Annotated in this window: 14 protein-coding genes and 2 pseudogenes; 4 read left to right on the forward strand and 12 right to left on the reverse strand. The window is 61.3% G+C overall.

The annotated features are described in order from the left end of the window. From ACCD00_RS26430 to ACCD00_RS26445, 4 genes and pseudogenes are all read left to right on the forward strand, one after another. Positions 1-239 (forward strand): twin-arginine translocase subunit TatC (locus tag ACCD00_RS26430; protein ID WP_413428239.1); only part of this gene is annotated, 239 nt, incomplete at its 5' end. Then, on the forward strand, positions 236-943 hold the full coding sequence (locus ACCD00_RS26435) for a 16S rRNA (uracil(1498)-N(3))-methyltransferase (RefSeq protein ID WP_413428240.1): 708 nt from the start codon (positions 236-238) through the stop codon (positions 941-943). The genes ACCD00_RS26430 and ACCD00_RS26435, both read left to right, overlap by 4 nt. Before the next feature lie 227 nt (positions 944-1,170). Beyond that, positions 1,171-2,232 (forward strand): annotated as a pseudogene (locus tag ACCD00_RS26440) (methyl-accepting chemotaxis protein); the annotation flags it as partial. A 141-nt stretch (positions 2,233-2,373) separates the two neighbouring features. Beyond that, a complete protein-coding gene (locus ACCD00_RS26445; protein ID WP_413428252.1) occupies positions 2,374-3,087 on the forward strand; it encodes a methyl-accepting chemotaxis protein in 714 nt (237 codons plus the stop codon). Between the two features lie 95 nt (positions 3,088-3,182). Here ACCD00_RS26445 and ACCD00_RS26450 read toward each other — a convergent pair whose 3' ends face one another. The 12 genes and pseudogenes from ACCD00_RS26450 to ACCD00_RS26505 form a co-directional block, all read right to left on the reverse strand. Further along, positions 3,183-3,917, reverse strand: a complete 735-nt coding sequence (locus ACCD00_RS26450) for an amino acid ABC transporter ATP-binding protein (RefSeq protein ID WP_413428241.1) — start codon at positions 3,915-3,917, stop codon at positions 3,183-3,185. Further along, complete coding sequence (locus tag ACCD00_RS26455) at positions 3,910-4,869, reverse strand: amino acid ABC transporter permease (RefSeq protein WP_413428242.1); 960 nt, start codon at positions 4,867-4,869, stop codon at positions 3,910-3,912. The genes ACCD00_RS26450 and ACCD00_RS26455 overlap by 8 nt, the downstream gene beginning before the upstream one ends. A 128-nt stretch (positions 4,870-4,997) precedes the next feature. Beyond that, complete coding sequence (locus ACCD00_RS26460; protein WP_413428243.1) at positions 4,998-5,795, reverse strand: transporter substrate-binding domain-containing protein; 798 nt, start codon at positions 5,793-5,795, stop codon at positions 4,998-5,000. Between the two features lie 296 nt (positions 5,796-6,091). Beyond that, positions 6,092-8,662: a glucans biosynthesis glucosyltransferase MdoH gene (mdoH, locus tag ACCD00_RS26465; RefSeq protein ID WP_413428244.1), complete on the reverse strand. Its 2,571-nt coding sequence runs from the start codon at positions 8,660-8,662 to the stop codon at positions 6,092-6,094. After that, positions 8,655-10,469: a glucan biosynthesis protein gene (locus tag ACCD00_RS26470; RefSeq protein WP_413428245.1), complete on the reverse strand. Its 1,815-nt coding sequence runs from the start codon at positions 10,467-10,469 to the stop codon at positions 8,655-8,657. The genes mdoH and ACCD00_RS26470 overlap by 8 nt, the downstream gene beginning before the upstream one ends. Positions 10,470-10,790: 321 nt before the next feature. After that, positions 10,791-11,228, reverse strand: a complete 438-nt coding sequence (dtd, locus tag ACCD00_RS26475) for a D-aminoacyl-tRNA deacylase (protein WP_413428246.1) — start codon at positions 11,226-11,228, stop codon at positions 10,791-10,793. Beyond that, positions 11,225-12,196 (reverse strand): prolyl aminopeptidase, encoded by a 972-nt coding sequence (gene pip, locus ACCD00_RS26480; RefSeq protein ID WP_413428247.1) that lies wholly within the window; start codon positions 12,194-12,196, stop codon positions 11,225-11,227. Before pip ends, dtd begins: the two co-directional genes overlap by 4 nt. Positions 12,197-12,300: 104 nt before the next feature. After that, positions 12,301-13,206 (reverse strand): alpha/beta hydrolase, encoded by a 906-nt coding sequence (locus ACCD00_RS26485; RefSeq protein WP_413428248.1) that lies wholly within the window; start codon positions 13,204-13,206, stop codon positions 12,301-12,303. A gap of 146 nt (positions 13,207-13,352) precedes the next feature. Further along, the gene (locus ACCD00_RS26490; RefSeq protein WP_413428249.1) at positions 13,353-14,300 is read right to left on the reverse strand and encodes a choline ABC transporter substrate-binding protein; all 948 of its coding nucleotides are present in this window, start codon (positions 14,298-14,300) and stop codon (positions 13,353-13,355) included. Between the two features lie 231 nt (positions 14,301-14,531). Further along, entirely contained in the window at positions 14,532-15,335 is an 804-nt protein-coding gene (gene hutG, locus ACCD00_RS26495; RefSeq protein ID WP_413428250.1) for an N-formylglutamate deformylase, read from the reverse strand. A 10-nt stretch (positions 15,336-15,345) separates the two neighbouring features. Beyond that, complete coding sequence (gene hutI / locus ACCD00_RS26500) at positions 15,346-16,551, reverse strand: imidazolonepropionase (protein WP_413428251.1); 1,206 nt, start codon at positions 16,549-16,551, stop codon at positions 15,346-15,348. 180 nt (positions 16,552-16,731) lie between these two features. After that, positions 16,732-16,962, reverse strand: a pseudogene (locus ACCD00_RS26505) (histidine ammonia-lyase); the annotation flags it as partial.

A 16,962-nucleotide genomic window follows, 5' to 3' on the forward strand; every position in this document is an offset into this window, starting at 1 on the left:
GCGTGGTCGACGTCAAATACCTGAAGAAAATCCGCCCGTACGTGATCATCGGTTGCTTCGTGGTCGGCATGATCCTGACGCCGCCGGACATCTTCTCGCAGACCCTGCTGGCTGTGCCGATGTGGTTGCTGTTCGAGATCGGCATCCTGTTCGGCAGCCTGATCAGCAAGCGCAGCGACCATCAGGAAGACCAGCCGGCTGACGATCACAACGACCAGCCGCCAGCGACCCAAGCGTGAACCTGCTGCTCCTCATCGATGCCGACTTCATTGCGGCCGACCGGGTGGTCCTGCGTGATCGCCGGTTGACCCACATGCAGGAAGTCCACCGCTGCGAAGTCGGCGACAGCATGCGCGTCGGGCGGATTGGCGGGCTGATGGGCTCAGCCGAAGTGCTGCGCCTGGACGCCGACGAGGCAGAGTTGCGTGTCACCCTCGACCAGCCACCTCCTGCCAAGCTGCCATTGACCCTGGTATTAGCCCTGCCAAGGCCCAAGATGCTCCGTAGGGTGTTTCAGACCGTGGCGGCCATGGGTGTGCCACGGGTCGTGCTGGTCAACAGCTATCGCGTCGAGAAGAGCTTCTGGCAGACGCCATTCCTGGAGCCTGAGGCGATTCGCGAGCAGTTGATCCTCGGCCTGGAACAGGCGCGGGACAGCGTACTGCCGGAAGTCGTCATCGAGAAGCGCTTCAAGCCGTTCGTCGAGGACCGTTTGCCGGCGATCACCGAAGGCACCCTCGGCCTGGTGGGGCATCCGGGCAATTACCCGCCCTGCCCTCGCGCACTCAGCGAACCGGTGACCCTGGCCATCGGCCCCGAAGGTGGCTGGATTCCCTACGAGATCGACCTGCTGGGCAAATCCGGCCTGCAACCGGTGCAACTGGGCGAGCGCATTCTTCGCGTCGAAACCGCCGTGACCGCGCTGCTGGCACGCCTTTTCTAAACCCCGACACAATTCCCCTGTGGGAGCGGGCTTGCTCGCGAAGAGGCCGGTACATTCAATGCATTATCTGCGTTTGAAATACCGCTTTCGCGAGCAAGCCCGCTCCCACAGGTCCAACTTCTACTCAAGATAATCATCCGCCCGTATATCGGGCAGTGCCTACAGATTCAGGTTCCCCTGCCGATATACCCCCCATAAAACCAAATTGCGGTCCGGGGAGTTTCAGCATGTATCAATGGCTAGCCGAGAATCTGGGAAACGTCAGCGTCAAACGCAAGCTGGGGATCGGCTTCGGTCTGGTACTGTTGCTGACCCTGCTGATCACCTTCACCGGCTGGAGCGGCCTGAGCGGCGTGACCAGCCGTGGCGATAAACTGGGGTTCATCGCCAGCCTCAACGACCTGACCAAGGACCTGCGCATTGCACGCCTGGATTACGAGATGCGTCGCGGCGAACAAGGTCCCGGCGCCGTCAACGATCTGTTGGGCAAACTCGAAAGCGGCCTGCAGACCGCCCGCGGCCTGATCGAGCAACCGGCTGATACGGCCATGGTCGAGCAACAACTGGCTGCTGTCGCCGAATACCGTCGTGCATTCGGCGACATGACCCAGGCCGGCGCCCAGCGCGAAGACGCCCGCAGCAAACTCGGCGCCACCGCCGATAACGCCGTGGCCCGCGTCGCCGAAGTGGAAAAATCCATGCTGCAAGGCGACAGCGTCGCAGCCTTCAACAGCGTGATAGACCTGAGCAAACTGATCCAGCAGGCGCGCTTCCAGGTTCGCGGCTACACCTACAGCGGCAAGAGCGAAGCCGAACAGCCAGCCCTCGACGCCATCGACAACGCCCTGAAGAACCTCGAAAGCCTGCCGGCCAAACTGCCTGAAGAACACATCGCCAACCTGCAACAGGCGACGGATTCGCTGAAGGCCTACCGCGCCGCTGTCAGCCAGTTCCGCGACTCCCAGGTGGCCAGCGCCAAGGCCCTGGCACGCATGTCTGCCCAAGGCGAGATCCTGTTGGACATGAGCCGAAAACTCACCGTCTCGCAAACCGTCGTGCGCGACACCGATGCCGCCCACGCCAAGAACATGCTGACCCTCGCCACGGTGCTGGCCATCGCCTTCGGCCTGCTGGCCGCCTGGGCCATTACCCGGCAGATCATCGTTCCTTTGAACCAGACCCTGGCCGTGGCCGAGCGCGTGGCCGCCGGCGACCTGACCCACAACCTGGTCTCCCTGCGCCGCGACGAACTCGGCCAGTTGCAGCGGGCCATGCAGAGCATGACCCAGGGCTTGCGCGAACTGATCGGCGGCATCAGCGATGGTGTCACGCAGATTGCCAGCGCCGCCGAAGAGCTGTCCGCCGTCACCGAGCAGACCAGCGCCGGGGTCAACAGCCAGAAGGTCGAGACCGATCAGGTCGCGACTGCCATGAACGAAATGGCCGCCACCGTGCAGGAAGTGGCGCGCAACGCCGAGGAGGCCTCCGAAGCCGCCGTCGCGGCCGACCAGCAAGCCCGTGAAGGCGACAAAGTGGTAGGTGAGGCCATCGCCCAGATCGAACGCCTGGCCGCGGAAGTCGGTCACTCCACCGAGGCCATGGGCGAACTCAAGCGCGAAAGCGACAAGATCGGCAGCGTGCTCGACGTCATCAAATCCGTGGCCCAGCAAACCAACCTGCTGGCGCTCAACGCGGCAATTGAAGCCGCCCGCGCCGGTGAAGCCGGCCGTGGTTTTGCCGTGGTGGCAGACGAAGTCCGCAGCCTGGCCCAGCGCACCCAGAAGTCCACCGAAGAGATCGAAGAGCTGATCGTCGGCCTGCAAAACGGCACGCAGCAAGTCGCGACCATCATGGACAATAGCCGCACCCTGACCGACAGCAGTGTCGAACTGACCCGCCGTGCCGGTGGCTCACTGGAAAGCATCACCCGCACCGTTTCGGCGATCCAGGCGATGAACCAGCAGATCGCCGCTGCCGCCGAGCAGCAAAGCGCCGTGGCCGAAGAGATCAACCGCAGTGTGCTGAACGTACGGGATGTGTCGGATCAGACCTCGGCAGCGAGTGAAGAGACGGCAGCCTCCAGCGTTGAGCTGGCGCGGCTGGGGACGCATCTGCAGATGCTGGTGGGTAAATTCAAGGTTTGAGGTGATGCCTTCGCGAGCAAGCCCGCTCCCACAGGAGAACGCATTCCAATGTGGGAGCGGGCTTGCTCGCGAAAGCGGTCTGTCAGACGCCGAAGTTACAAAACCTGCCGCAGGAAGGCCTGCGCCCGAGGATCCTTCGGCGCATCGAAGAACTCCGCTGGCGAAGCATCTTCCAGCAACTTGCCATGATCGAAGAACAGCACCCGGTCCGCCACTTCCCGGGCGAAGCCCATTTCATGGGTGACGCAAACCATGGTCATGCCTTCCATGGCCAGGTTTTTCATCACATCCAGCACTTCGCCGACCATTTCCGGGTCGAGTGCCGAGGTCGGCTCATCGAACAGCATGACCTTCGGCTCCATCGCCAACGCCCGGGCAATCGCCACACGTTGTTGCTGGCCGCCGGACAGGCGCGACGGGAATTCATGGGCTTTCTGGGCGATACCGACCTTTTCCAGCAGTGCCATGGCCTTGGCCTCGCGCTCTTTCTTGCCACGCTTGCGCACGACTTTCTGCGCCAGGCACAGGTTTTCCAGCACGGTCATGTGCGGGAACAGGTTGAAGTGCTGGAACACCATGCCGACTTCGCGACGGTAGGCGTTGACGTCGGTTTTCGGATCAGCCAGTTGCAGGCCGTCGATGCTCACCGAGCCGGAGTCGAACTCTTCCAGGCCATTGAGGCAGCGCAGGAAGGTCGACTTGCCGGAGCCGGACGGGCCGATCACCACCAGCACTTCGCCCTTGGCAACGATGGTGGAGACGTTATCCACCGCGCGTACCACCTGGCCACGGGTGTCGAAGACTTTTACCAGATCGCGGACTTCAATCACTTTGCGCGAGCCTCCGCTCAAGCCGGCTGGCGATTTTCGACAGCGGCAGGTTGATCAACAGGTACAGACCGGCGACGCAGAACAGAATCTCGAACGGCGAAAACGAGGTGGTGATGACTTCGCGGCCGCTTTTAAGCAGCTCGGTAATCGCGATCACCGACACCAGCGAGGTGTCTTTCACCAGGCTGATGAACTGCCCGGCCAGCGGCGGCAACACACGCTTGAAGGCTTGCGGCAGCACCACATGGCGCATCGACTGGCCTGCGCTCAAACCCAGCGATCGCGCCGCTTCGTTCTGGCCACGGGCGATGGATTGCACGCCGGAGCGGATGATTTCCGCCACATAGGCACCGGTGAACAGCGACAGCGCGGCGATCCCGGCGAATTCCCGGGACAGGTTCATCACGGTGCCGATGAAGAAGTAGAAAATGAAGATCTGCACCAGCAGCGGCGTGCCGCGCACCAGTTCGACGTAAATGGTCGAAAGGTCGCGCAGGGTCGGGTTGTTCGACAACCGGCAAAGGCCGGTGGCCAGACCGATCAGCAGCCCGAGAACGCCGGACACCACGGACAGCCACAAGGTGGTCCAGAGGCCCCACATCAGTGGTCCTGCGGCCCAATGGCGGGTCACGCCAACGACGTCGCCTTCGGCTACGTCATCGCCCTGGGCGACTTGCAGACTGTTTTCGTCGACGGTCAGGTGCTGCTCATCACCCGCGTCGTTGCGCAGGGTGACTTCAGCCCTGTCGCCCTTGCGCACCAGTTCGCTGACGGTGGAGATGTCGGCGGCGCGCTGGGATTCTTCGGCGTGGTAAGCGAAGTATTGCGGCACACGGTTCCAGCGCCATTCGTAGGACATCAGCGAGGTGGCGTAATACAGCGCGCCGGCCAGGCCGATCAGCACCAGCACGGTCAGCACGTGCCAGGGCCATTGGACTTTTTTCTGTTTCATTGCAGGTTCCGGTTTTTGTGTTGCCCTGGAGGGCCTCTTCGCGAGCAAGCCCGCTCCCACATTTGATCTCGGTCTAATGTGGGAGCGGGCTTGCTCGTGAATGGGACGACTCGATCTGGCTGACCGAGTTACTCCATGTCCTTGAGCCACTCGCTGCTCTTGAACCACTTGTCATGGATGCGATCGTAGGTGCCGTCTTCGTGGATCTGGTGCAGGAAGTTGTTGATGAAGTTGATGCTGTCGTAGTCACCCTTCTTCAGGCCGAAGGCCAGCGGCTCGTAGGTGAACGGCTTGTCGAGGAACACCAGCTTGCCGTTGCCGACCTTGTTCACCGCCACGACGTTGTACGGCGCGTCGTAGATGAAGGCGTCAGCCTTGCCGTTGACCACATCGAGCACGGCTTCCTGCTCGTTGTCGTAACCGTGGTACCTGGCTTTGGCGATCAGTTTTTTGGCGACCATTTCGCCGGTGGTGCCGAGCTTGGAGGTGATGCGGTAGTCGGCAGTGTTCAGGTCTTTATAGGACTTGATGGTGCCTTCCAGCTCCTTGCGGATCAGCAGGGTCTGGCCGACTACGATGAACGGTTCGCTGAAGTTCAGGCGCAGGTTGCGCTCCTGGGTCAGGGTCATGCCGCTGCCGATCATGTCGAACTTGTCGGTCAGCAGTGCCGGGATGATGCCGTCGTAACCGGTGGACACCAGCTCCAGCTTGACGCCCATGGCCTTGGACATGGCTTTGAGAATGTCGACTTCGAACCCGATGATCTCGCCGCGCTTGTTGGTCATTTCGAACGGCATGTAGGTCGGATCCATCCCGACTTTCAACGTGCCGCGCTTGACCGCGTCATCGATGGCACCGGCGTGCGCCGCGCTGACTGCAACCAGTGCCGTGACGCCGACCAGCAGCATCGACAGATACTTCTTCATCTTCAAGTCCCCAAAACCATTGCGTTGTGAGGCGCGCAAAAATGGCGGCTCCCCGGGAGGAAACGCACCAATACGGACAAAAATTATCCGGGCACACCAATTCGGGGACGGATCCTAAACTACTCGCCCGTTTGCACAAGGGTTTGGGAACGATCAGGCAAAAAAAAGCCCCGCCGGGTAGCGGGGCTTGTGTAGGAGCGAGCTCGCTCGCGATGGTCGTTAACGATTACGCGTTTTTACTGACTTAGCGCGGCGTTCTTGAGTCCATCGCGAGCGAGCTTGCTCCTACAGTTTTTTCAGGCCAGTTGCGCCTGGACACTCAACGGCTTTAGCGGCAACAGCGGTGCGTGGGGGTCGGCCTTGACCGACTTGCGCCACGCGCCCAGCCACTCGGCGTGGCCTTCGCTCCAGACCTGCTCATGCAGGCGGGCCAGGGCCACCGGGTCACTGAGCAGTTGTACACGCTCGTTGTTGGTCAGCCCTTCAGGACCGACTTTCATCGCGTGCCGCACCCGTTCGATCCGCAGCCATTCAATCGGCTCGGCCTCGCGGTGACGCGAGGTCGCCAGCGAACACGCCAGGGCGTTCTGCTGCGGGTCGACCACCGAACGGACGAAGCCGTCATTCAGCGCGTGCCAGCGGTTTTCGTGGGTGTACTGATCGGTGGACAGCAAGGCCTGCGGCGGATTGTATTCCTCGGGGATCAGGAACAGGCTCTCGTCACGGGACTTCAGGCCCAGGCCGACACGGCTGGAAATCACCGACACCGGGATCGACAGCATCAACGAACCGACAATCGGCACCAGCCACCACAGGAAGCTCGGGTTCAGCCAGATCACCAGCAGGGCCCAGAAGAAGCCCAGCAGGGTTTGCGGACCGTGGCGCTTGACCGCTTCGCTCCACGGCGTGGAGTCGTCGTCACGTTGCGGCGAGTTCCAGGTCGCGGCCCAGCCGAGGAACGCGGCGAGGACGAAACGGGTGTGGAAAATCATCCGCACCGGCGCGAGCAGCATGGAGAACAGCATCTCCAGCAGCATCGACAGGGTCACCTTGAACTTGCCGCCGAACTCTTTCGCGCCCTTGGCCCAGATCAGGATGATGCTCAACAGTTTCGGCAGGAACAGCAGCACGATCGTGGTCGAGAACAGCGCGATCGCCTTGTCCGGGTGCCATTGCGGCCACAGCGGATAGAGCTGGCGTGGTTCGAGGAAGTACTGCGGCTCCATCAACGTGTTGACCGCCAGCAGCGCCGTCGACAACACCAGGAAGAAGAACCACAACGGCGCCGACAGGTAGGACATCACGCCGGTCAGGAACACCGCACGGTGCACCGGGTGCATGCCCTTGACCAGGAACAGGCGGAAGTTCATCAGGTTACCGTGGCACCAGCGACGGTCACGCTTGAGCTCGTCGAGCAGGTTTGGCGGCAATTCTTCATAGCTGCCCGGCAAGTCGTAGGCAATCCACACGCCCCAACCGGCACGGCGCATCAACGCGGCTTCAACGAAGTCGTGGGACAGGATCGCGCCGGAGAACGCGCCTTTACCGGGCAACGGCGCCAGGGCGCAGTGATCGATAAACGGCTTCATGCGGATGATCGCGTTGTGCCCCCAGTAGTGCGACTCGCCCAGTTGCCAGAAGTGCAGGCCGGCGGTGAACAGCGGGCCATACACACGCGTGGCGAACTGCTGCATGCGCGCATACAGGGTGTCCATGCCCGACGCCCGTGGCGCGGTCTGGATGATCCCGGCGTCCGGCGTGGCTTCCATCAGGCGTACCAGACTGGTCAGGCACTCGCCGCTCATCACGGAGTCGGCATCGAGTACGACCATGTACTTGTAGTCACCGCCCCAACGACGGCAGAAGTCGTCGAGGTTGCCGCTTTTACGTTTTACGCGACGGCGACGGCGGCGATAGAAGATCTTGCCGAAGCCCCCGGCTTCGCGGCAGACATCCAGCCAGGCCTGTTGCTCGGCGACACAGATATCGGCGTCGTTACTGTCACTGAGGACGAAAAAGTCGAAGCGGTCCAGGTCACCCGTGGCCGCAACCGACTCGAAGGTCGCCCGCAGACCGGCGAATACCCGTGGCACATCTTCGTTGCAGATCGGCATCACCAGAGCGGTGCGCGCATCCTTAGGAATCGGTTCATCGCCGGCGCTGGCACCGGAAATACGGTACTTGTCGTGACCGGTGAGCAATTCCAGGAAGCCCATCAGCGCGGTCCAGAAACCGGCCGATACCCAGCAGAACAGAATCCCGAACAGGATCAGGATGCTGGTCTGCAAGGCATACGGCAGCACTTGCGTGGCGGTTTGCAGCAGCGGTTGGTGCAGCACTTCGTTGAGGTCGACGAACGACCAGCCCTGGTACGGCATGATGCCTTTCATGTACCAGCCGGCGACGATGGTCTGGCCGAGCATCAGCAGCAACAGAATGTAGCGACGGATCGAACCGACGGTGCGCCAGCGGGCGGCCGGCAGGACACGTTCGTCCTTCGGCGGCTTCGGCGGGTTGGTGCGGCCGGTCAGGCGGCGCCAGCCACGCACCAGAATGTTGGTGCGCCACGGCTCCGGCACGACCTTGGTCCGCCGGATCGGCGGAGTCGCCTTGAGGCAGACCCGGCCGCTGGCGTCGAGCGCCAGCATTTCTGCGTCCTGCAGCTCTTCGGCAGTGCTCAGGGTCAGGCGTTTGCCGACCGAAGCCTGTGCGGCTTCGGTTGGGGCGTCGAACGTCGATGACGACAGGCGTTCATGCAATTCGCTGAAAGACTGGCAACCCGCGAGTTCCGCGCGCTGCTCGTCGGTCATCGGCAGATGCGCCAGATACTCGGAGAGAGTTTCTGGCTGTACTTGAGAGTTACTCATCGGCAGGCAACTGATAGCTCCAGGTCTCGGTCAGGACTTCTTCAGTCGGAGCCGATTCCGGTGTGGCTGGGGCCGCGTCGGCAGCGGCAGGCTGCTTGGCGTCTTTATTGGCCTTTTCCTTGGCATCTGCAACAGGCTTCGCTTCAGCCTGCTTGGCCTCCGCTTGCTTGGCTTCCTTGTCCGCTTTCTCCTGTTGCTTGGCGGCAACCTTGTCGGCCTTGGCAACCGACGAGTTCGACGACGGGATCGAAGTCTTGGCCAGGTCCGCCGGCACAATGTTCTGCACCAATGCGGCACGCATTTCAGTGGCCTTGCCCGGATCCTTGATCTTCATCCGCAGGGTCAGGCGCCAGCCATTGGTTTCAGGGTTGAAGCGCACGCTGTTTTCCACCAGCTCGGCGTTGTCGCCGACGCTGACCTGGCTGCGAACTTCCGCATCGGCCGGCAATGCCGCCAGGGACGGGCCTTCGAAATCCACCAGATAGGCAACGCTGCCGTCCGGTTGACGAATCAGGTTGGACTGCTTGACGTCACCGGTGGAACGCAGGGTCTGTTTGACCCAGGCGCTGTCCGGCGCGTGAATGGCCGATTCGTCCATTGTCCAGTGCATACGATAAGCGACATCGAGCGGCTGGCCAGGTTCCGGCAATTTTTCCGGGTTCCAGAAGGCAACGATGTTGTCGTTGGTTTCGTCGGCGGTTGGAATCTCGACCAGATCAACGGTGCCCTTGCCCCACTCGCCTTTCGGTTCGATCCAGGCACTTGGGCGCTTGTCGTAGCGATCGTCGAGGTCTTCATAGTGGCTGAAGTCGCGGCCGCGTTGCAGCAGACCAAAGCCGCGCGGGTTTTCCACGCTGAAGTTGCTCACCGCCAGGTGTTTCGGGTTGTTCAGCGGCCGCCAGATCCACTCGCCGTTGCCGGCATGGATCGCCAGACCGCTGGAGTCGTGCAGTTCGCGACGGTAGTTCAGCACTTTCGACGGCTGGTTGGCGCCGAACAGGTACATGCTGGTCAACGGGGCGATACCCAGTTTGCCGACCTTGTCACGCAGGAACATCTGCGCCTTGACGTCGACGATGGTGTCGCTGCCCGGACGCAGGATCAGGCGATAGGCACCGGTGGCACGAGGAGAATCCAGCAGGGCGAAAATCACCAGGTGCTTGTCGCCTGGCTTGGGCTGCTGAACCCAGAATTCGCGGAAACGCGGGAATTCTTCGCCGGACGGCAAGGCGGTATCGATGGCCATGCCGCGAGCGGACAAACCATAGACGTGCCCCTTGCCGACGACGCGGAAATAGCTCGCGCCGAGCATGGTCATGATTTCGTCTTGCTTGTCGGCCTTGTTGATCGGGTACAGCACACGGAAACCGGCATAACCCAGTTGTTCAGTGGCCTTGGGATCGAACTTCATATCGCCAAAGTCGAAACGACTCGGGTCGTATTTGATCTCTTCGACGGTGTTCGCGGTGATTTCGTTGATTTTCACCGGAGTATCGAAATGCATGCCCTGGTGATAGAAAGACAGCTTGAACGGCGTCTTCTGATCAGCCCATTCGGCTTTTTCCGTCAGAAAACGAATTTTCTGATAGTCCGCGAATTTCATGTCGCGGAACTCGTTCGGCAGGTTACTGCGCGGCGCTTCGTATTTCTGCGCGGCCAGCTCTTTTGCCTTGGCCGATACATCATCCAGACTGAATGCCCAAAGCTGGCCGGCGCTGAGCAGGCAGAGCAGTGCAGAGCCCGCTACCAGGGCGCTGCGCAACCGTTTGGCAGACAATTTTGGTGCGTTACAGGGACTAACAATCACGAGCAACCCTCGCCGAAAACAGATCAAAAAACCAACGGCCAGTTAAAGGGTCTGCACGGTCTGCGGTATGAAACAACCGCCCTTGCAAACCACTCTTGCCAAGTTGGCGAGCATTGTTCCGACTCCGCTGGGGCGAAATGATTCCCCAATCGGATCCGGACAACTCTCTACCTAAGTCAAAATGGACCAACGAACGCTGATCCCCGTAGCGCGCGATTATCTAGTAGGCCGCGTTACAACGCATCAGGGGTAACAAAGTATTTATCGCGAAAAAACCCTGTTTTCAGTCGAAATGAGCTTAAAAACTTGTTTCAAACGCTTTCAGGTCTGTAACAGGAAGGTTACCGGGCCATCATTGACCAGATGCACCTGCATATCCGCGCCGAATCTACCTGATGCCACAGTGCCATGCACCTGTTTCGCTTTGCTTAATAGATAGTCGAATAATTCCTCGCCCAGCGCCGGAGGGGCCGCGGTCGAAAAACTCGGACGCAACCCGTTTTTGGTATCGGCAGCCAGGGTGAACTGAGAGACCAGCAGCAGCCCGCCGCCCACATCCGCCAGGGACAGATTCATCTTGCCCTCAGCGTCACTGAACACCCGATAGTTAAGCAGCTTATTGAGAAGTTTGTCGGCGCTGGCCCGCGTGTCGTCGGGCTCGACGGCCACCAGCACCAGCAATCCCTGATCGACGGCACCGACGATCTCGCCCGCGACCTCGACTCGCGCGCCACGCACCCGTTGCAGCAGAGCCTTCATGCTTCTTCAGGCGCCAGGTCCAGCAGACGACGGGCCATCTGATTGGCCGCACGTACCAGTGCGTCGGTGATTCCCGGCTCGGAAGCGGCATGACCGGCATCGCGGATGACCTGCAGTTCACTGTTCGGCCAGGCTTGATGCAGCTCCCAGGCGTTATCCAGCGGGCAGATCACGTCATAGCGACCATGGATGATCACGCCGGGCAAATGGGCGATCTTGCCCATGTTGCGGATCAACTGGTTCGGCTCAAGGAAGGCGTTGTTGCTGAAGTAGTGGCATTCGATGCGGGCAATCGACAATGCACGTTGTGGCTCGGAGAACCGATCGACCACCATCGGGTTCGGACGCAGGGTCGCGGTGCGGCCCTCCCAGGTGGACCACGCCTTGGCCGCGTGCATCTGGGCAATCTGGTCGTTGCCGACCAGTCGCTTGTGGAACGCGGCAAGCAAGTCGTCACGCTCATCCAGCGGGATCGGTGCGATGTAGTCCTGCCAGTAATCAGGGAACAGGCGGCTGGCGCCGGCCTGGTAGAACCACTCGATTTCCTGCGGACGGCAGAGAAAGATCCCGCGCAGGATCAGGCCGTGTACACGCTCAGGATGGGTTTGCGCGTAGGCCAGGGCCAGGGTCGAACCCCAGGAGCCGCCAAACAGCACCCACTTGTCGATACCCAGGTGCTGGCGGATCCGCTCGAGGTCGGCGACCAGATCCCAGGTCGTGTTGTTTTCCAGGCTGGCGTGGGGCGTGGAGCGACCGCAACCGCGCTGATCGAAAGTGACAATGCGATAAAGGTTGGGATCGAAGTAGCACCGACTCTGGGCATCACATCCGGCACCGGGGCCGCCGTGGATGAACACCACCGGCAATCCTTCCGGTGAACCGCTCTCGTCGACATACAGCGTGTGAGTTTCGTCGACAGCCAGATCGTGCCGGGCGTGGGGTTTGATCTGCGGGTACAAAGTCTGCATTGCGCACTCCGTAAGGGGTCGAGGTCATCCCTGGGGGGACTTCTATTATTCTGCCGTCCGGCATCATAAACCCGAATTACGTCAATGAGCATGCCCGTGCGGAGTCAGAGTTTTGCCGACAGATATCCGAACAGGGTTTCGTACAGTGCATCGACCTCGACCGCCTGCCCACGAGCCCGTAAACAGCCATGAACCAAGCCCTCGCCGAGATAAAGGGTGGCAGCCACGCCCGCGGCATTCAGTCGCTCGGCATACAGCACACCGTCATCACGCAACGGATCGAATTGCGCCACGGCGATCCATGCCGGTGGCAGTCCGCTGAAATCCGTGGCGAGCAGTGGCATGGCGTAGGCGTTCGGATGACGGGTGCCACGCAGGTAAAGCGCGTGATAGCACTCGACGTCACTGCTGCTGAGCAGCGGCGCGTCGATGCACTCACTGCGCGATGGCAGCCGGTGATCGCCGCCCAACCCCGGATAGATCAGCACCTGCGCGCACGGCACCGGCTCACCGGCATCGCGCAGTGCCAGGCACAGCGCCGCCGCAAGATTGCCGCCCGCACTGTCGCCGGCCACCAGCATGCGCTCCGGGTCGAGTTGAAACGGCCCGGTGCGCAGTGCTCGCCAGACCTTCAGGCAATCATCGAACGCGGCGGGAAACGGATGCTCCGGTGCCCGGCGGTAATCGACGGCGATCACCAGTACACCGAGTGTCGATGCCAATTCGGCGCAGATGAAATCGTGGGAATCAAGGTCCCCCACCACCCAGCCGCCGCCATGCAGATAAACGATGCACGACGCGCCACTGGCCGGTGGTTGATAGGAACGAACAGCAACCCCGGCCAACTCGAAATCGACCACATATAACCCGACCGGGCGCGCCGGGGTAAACGCCCGGCACATCTCGCTGTAGGCCTGGCGCAGACCGTCGGGGCTGCTGTCGGTGCTGTTGAAACTGACGGTTTTCTCGACGAAAGCCGTCATCTGCTCGGAAAGCGGGTAAGGAGCCATGAGCCTGGTGCCCGTTCAGGGGAATATATGGTCCCTGTAGGAGCGAGCTCGCTCGCGATGATCGTCAACGATAACGCTGTGAACCTGATACCCCGCGGCGTTCTCGGGTTCATCGCGAGCAAGCTCGCTCCTACAGGGTTTTGGTGTCAGTTTTTCAGACTGGCCTGAACCGTCGCCACGCCATCCTTGCCATCGAAACTGCTGACACCCGCCAGCCAACGCTGCAAGTCCTCGGGATGCTCACGCAGCCATTTTTTCGCGACATCCTGAGCCGTCTGGCGCTCCATGATCGGCACCATCAACTGGCTTTCCTGGGCTGCGGTGAATGTCAGGTTTTCCAGCAGCCGATTGACGTTCGGGCAGCGTTCGGCGTAATCCGGGGCGGTCACGCTGGAGACGGTTGCGGCGCCTTCATTCGGACCGTAGACATCTTCACTACCGGTCAGGTAGGTGATGTTCATGTTGATGTTCATCGGGTGCGGGGTCCAGCCGACAAACACCACGAACTCCTTGCGATTCACCGCCCGCTGCACGGCCGCCAGCATCCCGGCTTCGCCGGACTCGATCAGTTTGAAGTCCTTCAGGCCGAAGTGATTGGTCTCGATCATGGTCTTGATGGTGGTGTTGGCGCCGCTGCCTGGCTCGATGCCGTAGATCTTGCCGCCGAGCTGATCCTTGAAGCGGGCGATGTCCGCGAAGGTTTTCAGCCCGGCCGCCGCCACATAGTCCGGGACCGCGAGGGTGGCCTGGGCATCGGCCAGGCTCGGTTTATCCATGACCTTCACCTGATTGGCAGCCACGAACGGGGCGATATTCTTATCCATCGCCGGTTTCCAGTAACCCAGGAAGATGTCCAGGCGCTTGTCGCGGATGCCGGCGAAGATGATTTGCTGCACGGCGCTGGTTTGCTTGCTTTCGTAGCCGAGACCGTTGAGCAGCACATCGGCCATGCCACTGGTGGCGATCACGTCGGTCCAGTTGACCACGCCCATGCGCACGGCTTTGCAGGAGGCGTCGTCCGCGGCCATGGCGCCGGTGCTCAACAGAGCGGTGCCGCAGAAGATTGAGAGACAGCGGGTGAACAGTCTTTTCATCGGGATGATCTCGTGCGGCAGCGGATTATTGTCGGGCCGGTGTCTATGTGCACCGTGGCCGAAACATTACGCAGCAGACGAGCGGCAAAAGCGAACTGAGGCGACCGTGTTTTGCACGGTGGCGACTTGTAGGAGCGAGCCTGCTCGCGATGGAGGACAACGATGACGCGGGCTGTCTGAATGCACACGTTGACCTGACGTTTTTCGCGAGCAAGCTCGCTCCTACAGGGGTTATGCGTTGTAGTGTTTTTCGCCCCAGGCCAGCAAGCCTTGCAGCAGTTCCTTCAATACCACCCGCGTCGGCTGCGCCAGATCCGCCCGATAACGGAACGGCTCGAACTCTTCCATATAGGTGCACTGACCAAGTTCCAGCTGCACGGCGTGGATGTTCTCGGCCGGGTTGCCGTAATGGCGGGTGATGTGGCCGCCCTTGAAGCGTCCGTTCAGCACGTGGGTGTAATTGTCATGACGCGCGCAGATCGCTTCGAGTTGCGTCGCCAATTGAGGATCGCAACTGGCGCCGTTGAAGGTGCCGAGGTTGAAGTCCGGCAGTTTGCCGTCGAACAGGTGCGGAATCAGCGAGCGGATCGAGTGCGCATCGAACAGCAGCGCATAGCCGAACTCGGCCTTCAATCGCGCCAGTTCCTGCTGCAAGGTGCTGTGGTACGGCGTCCAGATCTGTTCCAGATAGGTCGCACGCTCTTCTTTCGAAGGTTCCAGGCCTTCGCGGAACAATGGCACGCCGTCGAACAGCGTGGCCGGGTACAAGCCGGTGGTCGCGCCCACGTACAGCGGCTTGTCGTCGGATGGACGGTTCAGGTCAATGACGAATCGCGAGTATTCGGCGGCCAGGGTGCTGGCGCCCAGTTCAGCGGCGAAGTCATAAAGCTGCGGGATGTGCCAGTCGGTGTCCGGCAGGCTTTTCGCGTCAGGTATCAACCCGGCCTCGACCGCCGGAGTCAGGCGCACACCGGCGTGGGGCATGCTGATCAGCAACGGTACGCGGCCTTGTTTGAAGTTCAGAACCTTATCCACAGTTGCTCTCCTACAGACTTGTCTCGACGCCGTGACGCACGACGCGTTTTTCCAGGTCGCCGCCCAGCCAGTACGACAGGTCGGCCGGACGTTCGATTTGCCAGGCCACGAAATCCGCGACCTTGCCGGCTTCCAGCGAGCCGTGGGTGTCGGCCATGCCGAGCGCGGTAGCGGCGTGAATCGTTGCACCGGCCAAGGCTTCTTCCGGGGTCATGCGGAAACAGGTGCAGGCCATGTTCAGCATCAGGCGCAATGACAGCGCCGGCGAGGTACCCGGATTGAGGTCGCTGGCGATGGCGATCTTCACGCCGTGCTTGCGCAGGGCTTCCATTGGCGGCAATTGGGTTTCGCGCAGGAAGTAGAAGGCGCCCGGCAGCAATACCGCGACGGTGCCGGATTCGGCCATGGCGATGGCGTCGTCTTCAGTCATGAATTCCAGATGATCGGCGGACAGTGCGTGGTAACGCGCCGCAAGGCTGGAACCGTGAAGCGACGACAATTGCTCGGCGTGCAGTTTCACCGGCAAGCCCAGTTTCTGAGCGGTGATGAATACGCGTTCGACCTGCGCCGGGGAAAACGCCAGGTACTCACAGAATGCATCAACCGCGTCGACCAGCCCTTCGGCGGCGAGAGCCGGGAGCATGTCAGCGCAGATGTGATCGATGTAGTCGTCGGCGCGATCTTTGTATTCCGGCGGCAAGGCGTGAGCGGCCAGGCAGGTGCTGCGCACGCTGATCGGCAGTTCGGCACCGAGACGTCGGGCGACGCGAAGCATCTTGCGTTCGTTGGCCAGGTCGAGGCCGTAGCCGGACTTGATTTCGATGCTGGTGACGCCATCGCGCATCAGGCTTTTCAGGCGCTTGGCGGCGCTGGCGAACAACTCGTCTTCGCTCGCCGCACGGGTGGCGCGCACGGTGCTGGCGATGCCGCCACCGCTGGCGGCGATTTCCGCATAGCTGACGCCTTGCAGGCGCTGCTCGAATTCGCCGCTACGGTTACCGCCGAACACCGTATGGGTGTGGCAGTCGATCAGGCCCGGTGTGACCCAGGCCCCGTTCAAATCGTTGACCGCCGGGTACTCGCCCGCCGGCAGGTCAGCGCGCGGCCCGATCCACTCAATGAGCGCACCGGACGTCACGATGGCCGCGTCTTCGATAATCGAATAGACGCCTTGTGCCATGGTTGCGACGTGGCAGTGTTGCCAGAGGATTTTCATCCCTTAGTCTCCACAAATTTCTAAATCGATTCGCGAGCAAGCCCGCTCCCACAGGGTTTACACAATCCACTGTAGGAGCGAGCCCGCTCGCGATGGTCTTCAACGATAACGCGCCCTGCCTGAATGCCCGCGTTGCCCAGGCGTTTTTCGCGAGCAGGCTCGCTCCTACAGGAGGGGGCCTTACAGGCTCGGCAGCAACTTGGTTGGAACCAGCTCGGTCAGGCAGCGCGAAGCCAACAACTCAGTCGCCGCATTGATGTCCGGTGCAAAGAAGCGGTCCTTCTCATAGAACGGCACTTCGTTACGCAGGATGGCGCGGGCCTGTTCCAGTTTCGGCGAGGTCTTCAGGCCGTTGCGCAGGTCCAGGCCCTGAGCCGCCGCCAGCCATTCCACGGCGAGAATCCCGCGGGT

The organism is Pseudomonas sp. Pseusp3 (genome assembly GCF_047304225.1).
Classification (GTDB): domain Bacteria; phylum Pseudomonadota; class Gammaproteobacteria; order Pseudomonadales; family Pseudomonadaceae; genus Aquipseudomonas; species Aquipseudomonas fluorescens_CD.